Below are 14,570 nucleotides of genomic sequence, written 5' to 3' on the forward strand. Positions count from 1 at the left end.
GAGACTCTGATGAACCGAACCACCGCGTTTTTCTTTGATGAACTAAGCCTCTGGCACAGCGCCGGCGCCCATGCCCTGACCTTGCCGGTGGGCGGTTGGGTGCAGCCGCCTGCCGGCAGCGGGCATGCCGAGTCGCCGGAGACCAAGCGGCGCTTGAAAAGCCTGCTGGACGTGTCCGGGCTGAGCCGTCACCTGCAACAGCACAGCGCAGTTCCGGCCACTGACGAGGACTTGCGACGGGTGCACGGTGCCGACTACCTGCAACGCTTCAAGGCCTTAAGCGATGCCGGCGGTGGCGAGCTGGGCCCACAGGCACCGATCGGCCCGGGCAGCTACGAGATCGCCCGACTCTCCGCGGGGCTGGCCATCGCGGCGGTGGACGCGGTGTTGAGCGGACAGGTCGAGAATGCCTACTCACTGTCGCGGCCACCGGGGCATCACTGCCTGGCGGACGGTGCCATGGGCTTTTGCTTCCTGGCCAATATCGCCATCGCCATCGAGGCCGCCAAGGCCCGTCGCGGATTGGGCAAAGTCGCCGTGATCGACTGGGATGTGCACCATGGCAACGGTACCCAATCCATCTTCGAAGCACGCGGCGATGTGTTGACGATCTCCCTGCACCAGGACGGCTGCTATCCGCCGGGCTACAGCGGTGAACAGGACCGTGGCCGTGGCGACGGCCTGGGCGCGAATATCAATATCCCGTTGCCGCCGGGCGGCGGCCACGAAGCGTATCTGCACGCGATGGAGCGCATCGTGGTGCCGGCCATGGAGCGTTTCGAGCCCGAACTGATCATCGTCGCCTGCGGCTACGACGCCAACGCCGTCGACCCGCTGGCGCGAATGCTGCTGCACAGCGAGTCGTTCCGCCTGATGACCCGCGCGGTGCGCCAGGCCGCCGAGCGGCTGTGCCAGGGGCGCCTGGTGCTGGTGCATGAAGGTGGATACAGCGAGGCCTATGTGCCGTTTTGCGGGCTGGCGGCGCTGGAGGAATTGGCCGGCGTGCGCACGGCGGTGGAAGACCCGATGCTGGAGTTCGTCCAGTTGCAGCAGCCCAAGGACGTACTGCTGGGGTTTCAGCGCCAGTGGATCGACCGACTGGCGCAGGGCTTTGAGGCTTAGACCGCCGGGGCCGACACACGCCAGAGCCGGGCGATGTCCGAGGCGCGCTCGCGCAACAGGCGCGGCGCCTCGCTGCAGGCCTGCTCCAGGGTAGTCGGGCCGGACGGCAAGGCGAATGCGGCATCCACGCCATGGGCGTACATCTGCTCATAACCCTCACCCAACGTGCCGGCGATCACGATCACCGGCACGTTGTGCTGTTTGGCGATCCGCGCCACGCCAAACGGGGTTTTGCCCCGCAGGGTCTGGGCGTCGAAACGGCCTTCGCCGGTGATCACCAGGTCGGCGCCGCGCACGGCGTGTTCAAGGCCCACCAGCTCGGCCACCACTTCCACACCCGCACGAAATTGCGCGCCAAGGAACGCCTTGGCGGCAAAACCCAAGCCACCGGCAGCGCCGCTGCCGGGCTCGTCACGTACATCCTTGGGCAATACCTTGGCGCAGTGATCGGCGAAATGGCCGAGAGCGGCATCCAGTTGTTCGACTTGCCGGGGATTCGCCCCTTTTTGCGGGCCGAAAATCGCCGAGGCACCGTGGGGGCCGCACAGCGGGTTGTTCACGTCGGCAGCGATTTCGAAGCGCACCTCGGCCAGGCGTGGGTCCAGTTGATCCAGGCTGATGCGCGACAGTTTGGCCAGTGCCAGGCCGCCCAAGGGCAATGCGGCACCTTCGGCATCAAACAATTGCACACCGAGGGCCAGCATCGCGCCGGCGCCGCCGTCGTTGGTGGCGCTGCCGCCAATCGCCAGGATGATGCGCCGGGCGCCGGCATCCAGTGCCGCGCGGATCAGCTCGCCAGTGCCAAACGTGCTGCTGGAACAGGCATCGCGTTTGCCCGGCGGCACCAATTGCAGCCCGCTGGCCTCGGCCATTTCGATGATTGCGGTGTGGCTCTCGGCCAACCAGCCCCAATGCGCATCAACGCCGGCGCCCAACGGCCCTTGCACGTTGGTGGTACGCAGCTCGCCCTGGCAGGCGGCGAGTACCGACTCCACCGTACCCTCACCACCGTCCGCCATCGGGCACTTGATCAGCTCGGCGTCGGGCCACACCGTGGCCAACCCCTCGGCAATGGCATTCGCCACGCCTTCAGCACTCAGGCTGTCCTTGAACGAGTCAGGGGCGATGATGATTTTCATGGGCTTTCTCCGGTTTTTATAACGCCCATGCTGCCAGTTGGCACCGGCAATAACGCCGGTCCATTGCACAAGAGTGGCTGGGGTTTGTTGTTCATTTCGACAAAGCCTGGGGCAAGAGCTGTACGCCGAGGTACAACGCGAGCATGCCGTCGAGCGTCAGCGGGTCGACGCCACTCAGCTCGGCGATGCGCTCCATGCGATAGCGCAGGCTGTTGCGGTGGATACCCAGGGCATCGGCGCAGGCCTGGCTTTGGCCGTCGTGATCACACCAACTGCGCAGGGTCGCCAGCAACTGGCCGTTGCTGTCCTTGGCCAGTACCTTGCGCAGCGGGTTGAGGAGTTCGTCGAGGGCGTCGTCGTTGCGGTGGCGCCAGAGCATCACCGGCAGTCGGTAGCGGGTAAGGGTCAGCAAACGTGATTCGGGCAGCACATCGCGGCCATAGGCGAGCAGATCGCCGACGCGTCGGTAACAACGGCGCAGCCCGGCCAGGCCATCCGCTTGCCCGCCGACGGCGACCCGCAGGACGTTCCAGCCCAGGCCGTCGAGTTTTTCCAGCAGGCGCGGGTTGTCGACTTGCACCGAGGCGGGCCTGCACCACAGCAGGGAAAACTGCGCGGAGCTGACGCACCAACTGTCGGGGTAGCGCGAGGTCAGCCAGGTGCTCAAGGCCTCGGCCGACTGGCCGCTGCCCAATTCAAACAGGTACGGCGTACGCGCCAGCTGCGGCTTGAGGCCCAACTGCTGCGCTTCGTCCACCAGGCGCGGTGAATCGCCGGTCTCGGCCAGCAGCAATGCCAACAGGTCATCGCAGCGTTGGCGGCGCCATTGCTGCTCGGCTTGCTGGTGACGCTGGCTCACCAGCATCTCGGCAGTCATGCGCACCAGTTGCGCATAGGTGCGCAGCAACTCCGGTTCGCCGGTAATGCCCAGCACGCCGATCAGGCGCTGATCGTGCAGCAACGGCAGGTTGATCCCGGGTTGCACGCCCTTGAGGTGCTTGGCGGTCTGGCTGTCGATCTCCACCACCCGCACATTCGCCAGCACCAGCTGCGCGCCTTCATGGCGGGTGTTGATGCGTTCGGGTTCGCCGCTGCCGAGGATCAGGCCCTGGCTGTCCATGACGTTGACGTTATAGGGCAGGATCGCCATGGTGCGATTGACGATATCCTGCGCCAGGTCATGATCCAGCTCGAACATGGGGCTAAATTCCTGGAAAGTGGGTTGTTCATAGGCACAGCGCAAACGACGCCTGACTGTGCGCGAGCACAAAGACAGCACCCCTTGAGGTGGCCGAGACTCATTGGGCGATCAACGTTACCCTCGCATCGCGAAAAATCATAATAAAGAGAGACTGCCATGTCACAGAGCGCCGCTGTCACCCAGGCCACCGATGACGATAAAAACGCCGTATACAAGCGCATCACCCTGCGCCTGATCCCCTTCATTTTCATCTGCTACCTGTTCAACTACCTCGACCGCGTCAACGTCGGCTTTGCCAAGTTGCAGATGCTCGACGACCTGAAATTCAGCGAGACCGTGTACGGCCTCGGTGCCGGGATCTTCTTTATCGGCTATGTGCTGTGCGGCGTGCCAAGTAACCTGGCGTTGACCAAATTTGGTCCTCGGCGCTGGATTGCGCTGATGATGATCGTCTGGGGCACCTTGTCCACCTGCCTGCTGTTCGTCACCACGCCTAGCCACTTCTACGGCTTGCGCCTGCTGACCGGCGCGGCTGAAGCCGGGTTCTTCCCGGGTGTGGTGCTGTACCTCTCGCAGTGGTTCCCGACCTTCCGCCGAGGGCGGATCATGGCACTGTTCATGTCGGCGATCCCGGTGTCCGGCTTGCTCGGCAGCCCGTTCTCCGGCTGGATCCTCAACCACTTCGCCGCCGGCCAAGGCGGGCTCGCGGGCTGGCAGTGGATGTTCCTGCTGCAGGGCATCCCGACGGTGATCCTCGGCGCCCTCGCCTACTTCCTGCTCAGCGACAGCTTTGCCAACGCCAAGTGGCTCACACCCCACGAGCGCGCGGTACTGGAAGCCGACCAGGCGACCGACCTGGCCAACAAGCCGAAGACCACCAGCGACTCGTTGCTGGCAGTGTTCAAGAACCCGGCCATCTGGGCGTTCGGCCTGATCTACTTCTGTATCCAGAGCGGCGTGTATGCCATCAACTTCTGGCTGCCGTCGATCATCAAGAACATGGGCTTCAGCGATAACCTGGTGATTGGCTGGTTGAGTGCGATCCCGTATCTGCTGGCGGCGGTGTTCATGTTGCTGGTGGGCCGCTCTGCCGACTTGCGCAAGGAGCGTCGCTGGCACCTGGTGGTGCCGATGCTGATGGGCGCGATCGGGCTGGTGATTGCGGTCAACTTTGCAACCACGCCGGCCATCGCAATCCTCGGCCTGACCATCGCCACCATGGGCGCCCTCACCGGCTTGCCGATGTTCTGGCCGGTGCCCACCGCGATGCTCAGCGCAGGTGCTGCCGCCGGTGGTTTGGCGCTGATCAACTCCATGGGCCAGATGGCGGGTTTCCTCAGCCCGTATATCGTCGGGTTTGTGAAGGATGCCACCGGGTCTACGGACCTGGCGCTGTACTTGCTGGCGGCGGTGATTGTCGCGGGCAGCGTGCTGGCGTTGCGCATGACGCGCACACTCAAGGCCTGACATCAGGGTAAACCGGCGCTGTCGACATCCACGGCGGCGCCGGTGTTTTATAGTCAAAACACCGCCGGTCCCTCGTATTAACTCCAGCACCAAAGCCAAGTAACAAGAAGGCTACAAACCTTACCTAACCTTTACTCTGGCGCCGCGTAATCCCCTCAAAAAGCACTGTCTGAAACGTATGCCCGGGAATATGATTAAAACCGGTTCGATGCATAGGTAGAGGACTTGTCATGATCAGTCGACTCTCAAAAATGAAAGTAGCCATCGTGCTTATTGCCACCCTCGCCATCGCAGGGCAAGCAGAAGCCCGTGGTGGGTACGGCTATGGATGGGGTCACGGTGGTTACCGTGGAGGCTGGGGCTGGGGTGGCCCGGCACTGCTGGGCGCAGTGGTTGGCGGGCTGGTAGTGGGTTCGGTGGTCGCCAACTCCCAGCCTCCGGTCTACGTGCAACAACCGGTTTACGTGCAACCGCAGCCGGTGTACATCCAGCAACCGCCGCCGGTCTACTACCAGGCGCCGCCTCCTCCGGGCTATTACTACCCGCCGCAACCGGTTCCGCAGCCGCGTTATTGATCGCTCACCCTTGCAGGTCCCGCATGAAAGCGGGACCTGTCTGGATTGACCGGCGCTTAGAGTAATCCGCCGCCGTCGACATCAATCACGCTGCCAGTGACAAACCCGTTTTCCATCGCCAGCACATACCCGGCCGCCACTTCTTCGGCCTGCCCCACTCGCCCCACCGGCAATGCCCCGCCCGCCTTGGCAAACATCGCCAGTCGCTGCTCCTCGGACAAGCCAGAATACGCCTCGGTATCGATCACCCCAGGGCTCACAACATTGACCCTGCGTGGCGCCAGTTCCTTGGCCAGTTGCTTGCCGAGCGCCTCAGTCGCCGCATTGATCCCGGTCTTGATGAACTGCCCTGCCACCGTCTTGCGCCCCAATTGCCCCGAAGTCAGGGTAATGCTGCCGCGCTCGTCGAGAAACGGCAGCGCCGACTGGATCGCCCGCAGCGAGCCCCAGAGCTTCACGTTGTAGTTGTCTTGCGCCAGGTTCAGGTCGGTCTCGATCAAGGTCTTGGCCTGTACCGCAGGGCCGGCGGTGTAGACCAGATGGTCAAAACGCCCCACTGTTTCAAACAGGCGCTGCAAGGAGGCGGCGTCGGTCACGTCCACCTGCTCGCTGCGCACACCGTTCTCCACGGCTGAAGACAAGCGTCGCCCGGCCAGCACCACGTGAGCCCCGCGTGCCACAGCCTGTTTGGCCACGGCCGCACCAATACCGCTGCTGCCACCGATGACGATGACGGTTTTGCCGTTGAGGGGAGAAATCATGAAGAAATACCTGGTTGGGAAAATGAGCTTTCATCTTCCCAGCTTGGCAATCATTGAAAAATCCCGGTAAAACGACAAGATCTTTAAAGGATTTTTACAGATGAGCTCAATCCTCGATCTTGAAGTCTTCGTGCGCACCGCCGATACAGGCAGCCTGTCGGCGGCGGCCCGCAGCTTGAGCCTGACCCCGGCAGCCGCGAGCATCGCCCTCAAGCGCTTGGAAACCCGCCTGGGTATCCGGCTGCTGGCGCGCTCCACCCGCAGCATGCGCCTGACCGAGGAAGGCCGGCGCTACCTCGACAGCGTGCGCGTGGCGCTGGAAGCATTGTCGGAGGGCGAGCAGGCGATCAAGCAGCAGGGCCAGAGCTTGAGTGGTTTGCTGCAATTGGCGGCGCCCTCGGATTTCGGGCGCAATGTGCTGCTGGGCTGGCTGGATGAGTTCAAGCTCGAACACCCGAATGTGCGCCTTCAATTGTTGCTCAATGACAGCAATGCCGACCTGTTCCGCGAAACCGTCGACATCGCCCTGCGCTTCGGCGTACCCCGGGATTCCAGCCTGGTGGCACTGCCGGTGGTGCCCGATCACCAGCGCGTGGCCTGCGCCAGCCCAGACTACCTGGCACGCCACGGTACGCCCCGCTCCCCACAGGACCTGGCGCAACACAGCACCCTGCGCTACATGCGCCAGGGCCGGGCGAACAACACCTGGTATTTTCGCCAGGGCTCCGTGCTCCAGGAAGTCGAGGTGAGCGGCGACTACCTGAGCGATGACGGCGAGATCGTGCGGCGCTGGGCGCTGGCCGGGCATGGCATTGCCTATAAAGCACGGCTGGATGTGGCCCGCGATATCAAGGCCGGGCGCCTGGTGCCGTTGCTCACCGACTGGCAAGGCGAGCCGACGCCATTCAATTTGATGTGCCCGCACCGGCTGCAAGTGTCGGAACGGGTCAAGGTGCTGCATCGTTTCCTGCAACTGCGCTGCGCCGAACTATTACCGCAATAACCGTCGCGGGGCTTGTTCCAGAGCCTTGCTCTCTGGTATTGGATAGGCACTGTCTCCCCCTTTTGAGGTGTTCACGATGATTTACCGCACACTGGGCCAGTCCGGGTTGAAGGTCAGCGCACTGACCCTGGGCAGCATGATGTTTGGCGAGCAGACCAGCACCGAGGACTCGCTGCGCATCATCGACAAGGCCTGGGACCAAGGCATCAATTTTATCGACACCGCCGACGTCTACACCGGCGGGCGCTCCGAGGAAATCGTCGGTGAAGCCATCGCCCGCCAGCGTCAGGATTGGGTGCTGGCCTCCAAGGTGGGCATCGGCCCAGTGGATGGCCTGCCAAACCGCAGCGGCTTGAACCGCAAGCGGATTTTCAATGCGCTGGAAGCCAGCCTGACGCGCCTCGACACCGATTACCTGGACATCTACTACCTGCACCGTGAAGACCACAACACGCCGCTGGAAGTGACGATTTCTGCGATTGGCGACTTGATCCGCGAAGGCAAGATCCGCCATTGGGGCCTGTCCAACTACCGCGGCTGGCGTATCGCTGAAGTGATCCGCGTGGCCGAACGCCTGGGGGTAGACAAGCCGATCATCAGCCAGCCGCTGTACAACATCGTCAACCGCCAGGCCGAGGTGGAGCAGATCACCGCCGCCGCCGCGTATGGCCTGGGCGTGGTGCCTTACAGCCCGCTGGCCCGTGGCGTGCTCAGCGGCAAATACGCGCCGGACGTGACCCCTGAAGCCGGCAGCCGCGCCGGGCGCCAGGACAAGCGCATCCTGGAAACCGAATGGCGCGTGGAGTCCCTGCGTATCGCCCAGCAGATCCAGCAGTACACCCAGGGCCGCGGCGTAGGGATTGTCGAGTTCGCGATTGCCTGGGTGCTGAATAACTCGGCGGTCAGCTCGGCGATTGTCGGGCCCCGCACCAAGGCACAGTGGGATGCCTACACCGGCGCGCTGGAGGTGAAGATCACGGCGCAAGATGAGGCATTCATTGATTCGCTGGTCACTCCGGGGCATTCCTCGACGCCGGGTTTCAATGACGTGAGCCACTTCGTGTCGGGGCGGATTGCCCGGCCATAACCACGCTTTACGGGAGGATCCGAGAAATCCTCCCGTAAACTGCCCCAAAACAGCGCAAACATCTCACCTTAAAAGCACTATATTCCCTCCCTGAAATCTTCCCTCTTTTGTATAAATCGGTTTTCGCGAGGACAGCGTGTCTAAAGGTGTTGTGTTATCGGTCTTGGCCTCGGTGTTGTTTGCCGTAATGTATTACTTCACGTCGCTGCTCACGCCCTTGAGCGGCCTGGAGATTTTCGGCTGGCGGATGTTGCTGACGGTGCCTTGCATGACCGTGTTCATGGTCGTCAGTGGCGAGTGGCGCCGTGCCTGGGAGTTGGTGCGTCTGGCCGCAGCCAAACCCACGTTGATTGGCGGGCTGGTGCTGTCTTCGGCCTTGCTGGGGGTGCAGTTGTGGCTGTTCATGTGGGCACCGCTCAACGGGCGCAGCCTGGATGTATCCCTGGGGTATTTCCTGCTGCCGTTGACGATGGTGCTCACCGGACGCCTGGTGTATGGCGAACAGTTGTCGCGCCTGCAAAAGGTCGCGGTGTTTTTTGCAGCCTGCGGCGTGCTTAACGAGCTTTATCAGGTAGGCGGTTTTTCTTGGGCCACGCTGGTGGTGATCATCGGTTACCCGATCTACTTCATCGTGCGCAAACGCCTGAAGACCGACCACCTCGGCGGGCTGTGGCTCGATATGGCGCTGATGTTGCCGGTGGCGTTGTGGTTTGTACAAAGCGGCGAGCAGGGTTTCGCCGTGCTCGACGCCCACAAGGGTTTGTACGCCCTGATCCCGATGCTGGGTTTGATCAGTGCTTCGGCGCTGGTGTGCTACATCGTCGCCAGTCGCTTGTTGGCGTTCAGCCTGTTCGGGCTGCTCAGTTATGTGGAGCCGGTGCTGTTGCTCGGCGTGGCATTGCTGCTGGGGGAAAGCATCAAGGCCGGCGAATGGCTGACGTATATCCCGATCTGGCTGGCGGTGATGGTGCTGGTGTTTGAAGGTTTCAAGCACCTGGTTCGCCAGCGCAAGGCCTGATGTGAACCTGTAGGAGCGAGCTTGCTCGCGAAAAACCTGAGAGCAACGCGTTCATCCAGAATGTACGCGTTTTCGTTAACGTTCTTCGCGAGCAAGCTCGCTCCTACAGAAAGCAGGATCAGTCAGCGGTGAGCACACCACGACGTACCTGGTCACGCTCGATGGATTCGAACAGTGCCTTGAAGTTACCCTCGCCGAAGCCGTCGTCGCCCTTGCGCTGGATGAACTCGAAGAACACCGGGCCCATCAGGGTTTCCGAGAAGATCTGCAGCAGCAGGCGCTTGTCGCCCGCCACTGACGAACCGTCCAGCAGGATGCCCCGCGCTTGCAGCTGGTCCACCGGTTCGCCGTGGTTCGGCAGGCGGCCTTCGAGCATTTCGTAGTAGGTATCCGGTGGCGCGGTCATGAAGCGCATGCCGATTTTCTTCAGCGCGTCCCAGGTCTTGACCAGGTCATCGGTGAGGAACGCCACGTGCTGGATGCCCTCGCCATTGAACTGCATCAGGAACTCTTCGATCTGCCCGGCGCCCTTGGACGATTCTTCGTTCAGCGGGATGCGAATCATGCCGTCCGGGGCGCTCATGGCCTTGGAGGTCAGGCCGGTGTATTCGCCCTTGATGTCGAAGTAGCGAGCTTCACGGAAGTTGAACAGCTTCTCGTAGAAGTTCGCCCAGTAGGCCATGCGCCCGCGGTACACGTTGTGGGTCAGGTGATCGATGACCTTCAGGCCGGCACCCACCGGGTTGCGCTCGACGCCTTCGAGGTAGACGAAGTCGATGTCATAGATCGAGCTGCCCTCGCCGAAGCGGTCGATCAGGTACAGCGGCGCACCACCGATACCCTTGATCGCCGGCAGGTTCAGTTCCATCGGGCCGGTTTCGATATGGATGGGCTGGGCGCCCAGTTCCAGCGCCCGGTTGTAGGCCTGTTGCGAATCCTTGACGCGAAACGCCATGCCGCACACCGACGGGCCGTGCTCGGCCGCAAAGTAGGAAGCAATGCTGTTGGGTTCGTTGTTGAGGATCAGGTTGATCTCGCCCTGACGGAACAGGTGCACGTTCTTGGAGCGGTGGGTCGCGACCTTGGTGAAGCCCATGATCTCGAAGATCGGCTCCAGAATGCCCGGGGTTGGCGATGCGAATTCGATGAACTCAAAGCCCATCAGGCCCATTGGGTTTTCGTACAGGTCTGTCATTTTCGGTGCCTCATCATTCTTGTCATTAACGGATGTCGTTAGTTGCCAGCAAGGATGAGGTGGGAAGGAGGCGCACAGGAGATACCCCGCACGCTGCGGGCGAGGAAGTCACCAAAGATGAGGGGGGACCCGAGTAGCTTCATGGTTACATCAGTCTCTTACGGGCGAGGCTTGCGTTAGCGCAAGTCCTTATTCTTGTATGCGTAAATCGATTCTACACAGCGTAAACAGATTTGTCCGTACTCTTATCAAATCCCCATTGCCCTCGCCCGCGCAAGGGGTTTGTTGCACAGGTAGATGCCCAGCAGGATCACGGCTGCGCCCATCAGCATCGGCGTGGTCAGTTGCTCACCGAGCAGCAAAGCGCCGCAGATGACCGCCGTCACCGGATTGAGGGCGATGAAAACGCCCGCGCGGGTGGCGCCGATACGGCGCAGGCCATCGTAATAGCCGATATAGGCCAGCGCCGAGCCCAGCACGCCGAGGTACAACAAACTCGTCAGTTGGGGCAGATCGATGGCGCTCAGTGCGGCCACCGTCAACCGGCCCGTCGCCAGCGTGGTGATCGTCAGCATCAGCGTGCCCAGCAGGATCGACCAAGTCACGGTTTGCAACGGCCCGAGGTGTTGGTTGAGGCCGCGGGAGAACAGCGAGTACACGCCCCACCCCACCACACAGCCAAAAATCAGCAGGTCACCGATCCAGGCATCCGCCGCGCCCTGCAACAGCTGTGGGTTACGGCTGACAATTACCAGCCCCGCGCCGCCCAGGCACAGCGCGATACCCAGCAGTTTGAGCGGCCCTAAACGCTCCTTGAACAGCAGCCACGACGCCAGGCCAATCACCGCCGGGTTCAACGCCACAATCAGCGATGCCCTCGACGCATTGATGTAATGCAGCCCGTAGAAAAAGCACAGGTTGTAGAAAAAGATCCCGAAAAAACCCAGCACGCTTAATTGCACCCACTGCACGATGGTCGGGCGCACCAGACGAATACGCGCCACGCCCAGGAACACCAGCAACGCCAGGCTGGCCAGCACAAAGCGCACGGTCGCTGCCAGCAGCGGGTCCAGGCCTGCGGCCAGATAGCGCCCGGCAACGAAGGTGCCGCCCCAGATCATGGTCACGGCCGCCAGCTTCAGATAGGTGAGACGGTCAGAGGTCGGGGTCATCAGATTTCTACTCAGGAAACACAGGAATGGCTTATTGTTTGGCTAATCCCTTGTCATCGTAAAATGAGTAAATACTCATGACCCTTACCCAGCTTGAAATCTTTTCACTGGTGGCCGAGCTGCAAGGCTTCACCAGCGCCGCCAATCGCCTGGGCATCAGCCAGTCGGCGGTGTCCCACGCAATCAAATCCCTCGAGCAGGAATTGGGTGTGGAATTGATCCGCCGCCATCAGTCCCAGGTGGAACTCAGTGATATCGGCCAACAGCTGCTGTTGCGCGCCCGGGCCATGCTCGGGTTGGCCAATACGCTGCAACAGGAAGCCGCCGATGCCCGCGGGATGAAGCGCGGGACGTTGCGCATCGGCTCTTTCGGGCCCACTTCGTCGATTCGATTGTTGCCCAGGATTCTGCAGCGCTTTGGCCAGTTGCACCCGGGTATTGAGGTGCATGTCGATGAAGGGCCGGATCGGCAGGTAATGCAGTGGCTGGAAGAGCGGCGCATCGATGTAGCGTTCGTGGTGCTGCCCGAGGAGCGCTTCGATACGTTCCCGTTGGTCGAGGACCAACTGGTGGCCCTTCTGCCCGTGAACCATCCTTCAGCCCATCAACCCTGGATCAGTTTGAAGCAGCTATGCAACACCCCGTTTATCCTGACCCAGGCCGGGTCTGCCGAGCTGGTCTCGCGGCTGTTCCTCGGGGCCGGGCTCAAACCGGATATCCGCTACCGCTGCTCGCAGTTGCTGAGCACGCTGGACACTGTGCGGCGCGGCGATGGTGTGACCATCGTTGCCGAGTTGTCACTGCCGCAGACGAACGAACCAGGTTATTTGAAAAAACCACTGGCACCTGCCGTCAAGCGCCAGGTGGGGCTGGCCGTACTGGATCAACGCCAATCGTCTCCGGCCACCCTGGCGTTCATACAGCTAGCGACAAGGATGGATTACTTGTCGGGCGCCCAATCGGCGTGATGGGTTTGCGTTGCACCGTTATCGTCAAGGACGGTGAAACCTATCCCTGGCTTGGGCTGCGGAGCATTCCCGCTGGCGGTCAAGGGCATGACCACCGTTGAATACGGAGCGAGCATAGGCGGGTCGTCACTACTGTATTCGGTGCCATCAGCGGTCGCCACAACGCTGGACAGCGTAATGTAATAGGCACTGGGGTTGTGCACCTCAGCCCGTAATGACGGCCCCTCCAACCGTCGCCACTTCAAGCCTCCCGGGGCCTTCGCAGGCGAGGATAGTGCCTGCGGACGCAGAAAAAGTTTGATGCGGGTACGAAAGGCCAACTGAACCGAATTCCCCGCACCGTCGGGTTTAGGTGGCACGCCGAGCACATTGAGCCAAAACACCGACTCCCGGTCCGACGCAAGTGCCTTCCCCTCGCGTTGATCGAACGCCAAACGCAGCGCCTTGCCTTGCCCGGCCTCCATACGTGCGATGGGAGGCGTCAGGCTGAAGGGCACATCGCTGATTTCAGCGGCCACCTGAGCATCGCCTTCATCAATCCACGCTTGTACCAACCGTGGTCCCGCCGCCTCGTTTTTCAGGTTGACCGTCACCTCACGAGCCCCCGCAGGATAGACGATACGAGTACGGTCGATCACGATCTCCGCTCGAACGGCATTCGAAAACACCAGCAGCACCAGGCTGAGGGCAAGTGCCCTCGATCGTAAAATCACGGCCATCAGCGATAAGCCATGGTGAAAGTTGCCACCCCGCTCGCGGTGCCTGGCTCGATAGTGGGTGCGGTCTGGATGTAACGCGCGGTCAGCGGGATTTGGAACGTGCCGTTACCCGTTGAGCCTGCCTGCCATTGATTGGCATTGCCGATGCTTGAGGAGTCGGCGCCATAGCGTATGAGCGTGGTCCCGCGCAACAGTTGCAAGGCGACGCCGCGAGCCGTGGAAGCAGAGGTGAGTGACAATACATCCGTACGGTTAGCCGGTTGAGTCTGGTCGGTTAGAGTGACGAATACATCGAGCGAACTGCCATCCCCTCCCGCACAATTGAGGCTGATGTTTTCAGTGGTGCTGCCGGCATGACTGCCGGTCCCTTTGAACGCGCTGATCGCCACTTGCCCCAGCGACATTGATACCGAAGGCGTAGTGACACTACAGGTAGGCTTACGGGGCGCGTTGAACACTATCTTTGGGAGCTTCGTAATGTGAGATCCGGCGGTCGACTCATCCAGAGAAAAAAACGCAAAAAAGCCCCCGTCGTACGTCCCGCCGGTGGTCGGACCTGTGAGTACCAGGTAAACAACGGCCTTAAATCCCCATACTGCAAGCCTGTCAGCCGTTGTATGTAATGGCAGGTTCAGGGATGGGCCAATGGCACGGTAGCTGCCGTTAGGGTCCGCGGCCTTTACCGCGAAACCAACACCGGGTACTCCACTGGAGGTAATTGGCATTGTCAGCCCTGAGTGGGCTAGGGTCTTTCCTGAATCAAAGAGATTCTGCCGGTAGCGGGAGTTGCGAATAAGCCAATCATCATATCCTGTGCACCTTATTGCATTGATGGGGCCGTAACTGTATCCCGCAGGGTCTCCAATGATGTCGCCCGCCTTCGCGTCCGCGGGGATGTTGATCGTCGCCGGTATGGACACCGTGATTTCTTCTGCACGTGTGCACTCCGCTCTCCCATAAACTGCACTGGACAGCAGTGCACCACTGAGCAACAAAAGACTGGACGACAGGCGCACCGTCACGTCACCCGGCCTTTTGCGCCCGTTGGGCCGCGTTATTTGTTTGAATAACCTCATAAACATCGCACAACAAAAACGAGTCAACATTTTCCATATCTCCCGGAATGTCCTTGAACGCTGAATA

Annotated in this window: 14 protein-coding genes; 7 read left to right on the plus strand and 7 right to left on the minus strand. The window is 61.5% G+C overall.

Going from position 1 to position 14,570, the window contains the following annotated elements; translation table 11 throughout:
- The first annotated feature begins 9 nt into the window (after positions 1-9).
- A complete protein-coding gene (locus HX875_RS24370; protein WP_177046369.1) occupies positions 10-1,122 on the plus strand; it encodes a class II histone deacetylase in 1,113 nt (370 codons plus the stop codon).
- On the opposite strand, the gene HX875_RS24375 is transcribed toward HX875_RS24370, so the two are convergent.
- Positions 1,119-2,261, minus strand: coding sequence for a glycerate kinase (locus tag HX875_RS24375; RefSeq protein WP_177046371.1), 1,143 nt, complete (start codon positions 2,259-2,261; stop codon positions 1,119-1,121). The two genes, HX875_RS24370 and HX875_RS24375, sit on opposite strands and share 4 nt — an antisense overlap.
- Positions 2,262-2,352: 91 nt before the next feature.
- Positions 2,353-3,459 carry a sugar diacid recognition domain-containing protein gene (locus tag HX875_RS24380; protein WP_177046372.1) on the minus strand — a complete coding sequence of 369 codons (1,107 nt, stop codon included), beginning with the start codon at positions 3,457-3,459 and terminating at the stop codon, positions 2,353-2,355.
- A 159-nt stretch (positions 3,460-3,618) separates the two neighbouring features.
- On the opposite strand from HX875_RS24380, the gene HX875_RS24385 reads away from it, so the two are divergent.
- Both HX875_RS24385 and HX875_RS24390 read left to right on the plus strand, forming a co-directional pair.
- On the plus strand, positions 3,619-4,929 hold the full coding sequence (locus HX875_RS24385; RefSeq protein ID WP_177046374.1) for an MFS transporter: 1,311 nt from the start codon (positions 3,619-3,621) through the stop codon (positions 4,927-4,929).
- A 230-nt stretch (positions 4,930-5,159) separates the two neighbouring features.
- Positions 5,160-5,504, plus strand: a complete 345-nt coding sequence (locus HX875_RS24390) for a hypothetical protein (protein WP_256348161.1) — start codon at positions 5,160-5,162, stop codon at positions 5,502-5,504.
- A 56-nt stretch (positions 5,505-5,560) separates the two neighbouring features.
- Here HX875_RS24390 and HX875_RS24395 read toward each other — a convergent pair whose 3' ends face one another.
- Positions 5,561-6,265, minus strand: a complete 705-nt coding sequence (locus HX875_RS24395) for an SDR family oxidoreductase (protein WP_177046376.1) — start codon at positions 6,263-6,265, stop codon at positions 5,561-5,563.
- Between the two features lie 100 nt (positions 6,266-6,365).
- Here HX875_RS24395 and HX875_RS24400 point away from each other — a divergent pair, with 100 nt between their 5' ends.
- The 3 genes from HX875_RS24400 (at position 6,366) to rarD (ending at position 9,373) form a co-directional block, all read left to right on the plus strand.
- A complete protein-coding gene (locus HX875_RS24400) occupies positions 6,366-7,268 on the plus strand; it encodes a LysR family transcriptional regulator (protein WP_177046378.1) in 903 nt (300 codons plus the stop codon).
- Between the two features lie 76 nt (positions 7,269-7,344).
- A complete protein-coding gene (locus HX875_RS24405) occupies positions 7,345-8,355 on the plus strand; it encodes an aldo/keto reductase (RefSeq protein WP_177046380.1) in 1,011 nt (336 codons plus the stop codon).
- A gap of 136 nt (positions 8,356-8,491) precedes the next feature.
- Complete coding sequence (gene rarD, locus HX875_RS24410) at positions 8,492-9,373, plus strand: EamA family transporter RarD (protein ID WP_177046382.1); 882 nt, start codon at positions 8,492-8,494, stop codon at positions 9,371-9,373.
- 118 nt (positions 9,374-9,491) lie between these two features.
- Here rarD and hppD read toward each other — a convergent pair whose 3' ends face one another.
- Both hppD and HX875_RS24420 read right to left on the minus strand, forming a co-directional pair.
- Positions 9,492-10,568, minus strand: a complete 1,077-nt coding sequence (gene hppD / locus HX875_RS24415) for a 4-hydroxyphenylpyruvate dioxygenase (RefSeq protein ID WP_177046384.1) — start codon at positions 10,566-10,568, stop codon at positions 9,492-9,494.
- Between the two features lie 248 nt (positions 10,569-10,816).
- The gene (locus HX875_RS24420) at positions 10,817-11,740 is read right to left on the minus strand and encodes a DMT family transporter (RefSeq protein WP_177046386.1); all 924 of its coding nucleotides are present in this window, start codon (positions 11,738-11,740) and stop codon (positions 10,817-10,819) included.
- A 77-nt stretch (positions 11,741-11,817) separates the two neighbouring features.
- Here HX875_RS24420 and HX875_RS24425 point away from each other — a divergent pair, with 77 nt between their 5' ends.
- Entirely contained in the window at positions 11,818-12,708 is an 891-nt protein-coding gene (locus HX875_RS24425) for a LysR family transcriptional regulator (protein WP_177046388.1), read from the plus strand.
- On the opposite strand, the gene HX875_RS24430 is transcribed toward HX875_RS24425, so the two are convergent.
- Positions 12,681-13,427, minus strand: coding sequence for a fimbrial biogenesis chaperone (locus HX875_RS24430; RefSeq protein WP_177046390.1), 747 nt, complete (start codon positions 13,425-13,427; stop codon positions 12,681-12,683). The genes HX875_RS24425 and HX875_RS24430 overlap by 28 nt on opposite strands.
- Positions 13,427-14,533, minus strand: a complete 1,107-nt coding sequence (locus HX875_RS24435) for a fimbrial protein (RefSeq protein WP_177046392.1) — start codon at positions 14,531-14,533, stop codon at positions 13,427-13,429. Before HX875_RS24435 ends, HX875_RS24430 begins: the two co-directional genes overlap by 1 nt.
- Between the last annotated feature and the right edge of the window lie 37 nt (positions 14,534-14,570).

It is taken from the genome of Pseudomonas yamanorum (genome assembly GCF_013386765.1).
Classification (GTDB): domain Bacteria; phylum Pseudomonadota; class Gammaproteobacteria; order Pseudomonadales; family Pseudomonadaceae; genus Aquipseudomonas; species Aquipseudomonas yamanorum_A.

Bases quoted from the DNA above. Each gene is read 5' to 3' on its own strand.
- HX875_RS24370 (WP_177046369.1), top strand. From the start codon at position 10: ATGAACCGAACCACCGCGTTTTTCTTTGATGAACTAAGCCTCTGGCAC.
- HX875_RS24390 (WP_256348161.1), top strand. From the start codon at position 5,160: ATGATCAGTCGACTCTCAAAAATGAAAGTAGCCATCGTGCTTATTGCC.
- HX875_RS24435 (WP_177046392.1), bottom strand. From the start codon at position 14,533: ATGTTGACTCGTTTTTGTTGTGCGATGTTTATGAGGTTATTCAAACAA.
- HX875_RS24380 (WP_177046372.1), bottom strand. From the start codon at position 3,459: ATGTTCGAGCTGGATCATGACCTGGCGCAGGATATCGTCAATCGCACC.
- HX875_RS24405 (WP_177046380.1), top strand. From the start codon at position 7,345: ATGATTTACCGCACACTGGGCCAGTCCGGGTTGAAGGTCAGCGCACTG.
- HX875_RS24425 (WP_177046388.1), top strand. From the start codon at position 11,818: ATGACCCTTACCCAGCTTGAAATCTTTTCACTGGTGGCCGAGCTGCAA.
- hppD (WP_177046384.1), bottom strand. From the start codon at position 10,568: ATGACAGACCTGTACGAAAACCCAATGGGCCTGATGGGCTTTGAGTTC.
- HX875_RS24385 (WP_177046374.1), top strand. From the start codon at position 3,619: ATGTCACAGAGCGCCGCTGTCACCCAGGCCACCGATGACGATAAAAAC.
- HX875_RS24420 (WP_177046386.1), bottom strand. From the start codon at position 11,740: ATGACCCCGACCTCTGACCGTCTCACCTATCTGAAGCTGGCGGCCGTG.
- HX875_RS24395 (WP_177046376.1), bottom strand. From the start codon at position 6,265: ATGATTTCTCCCCTCAACGGCAAAACCGTCATCGTCATCGGTGGCAGC.
- HX875_RS24430 (WP_177046390.1), bottom strand. From the start codon at position 13,427: ATGGCCGTGATTTTACGATCGAGGGCACTTGCCCTCAGCCTGGTGCTG.
- HX875_RS24400 (WP_177046378.1), top strand. From the start codon at position 6,366: ATGAGCTCAATCCTCGATCTTGAAGTCTTCGTGCGCACCGCCGATACA.
- HX875_RS24375 (WP_177046371.1), bottom strand. From the start codon at position 2,261: ATGAAAATCATCATCGCCCCTGACTCGTTCAAGGACAGCCTGAGTGCT.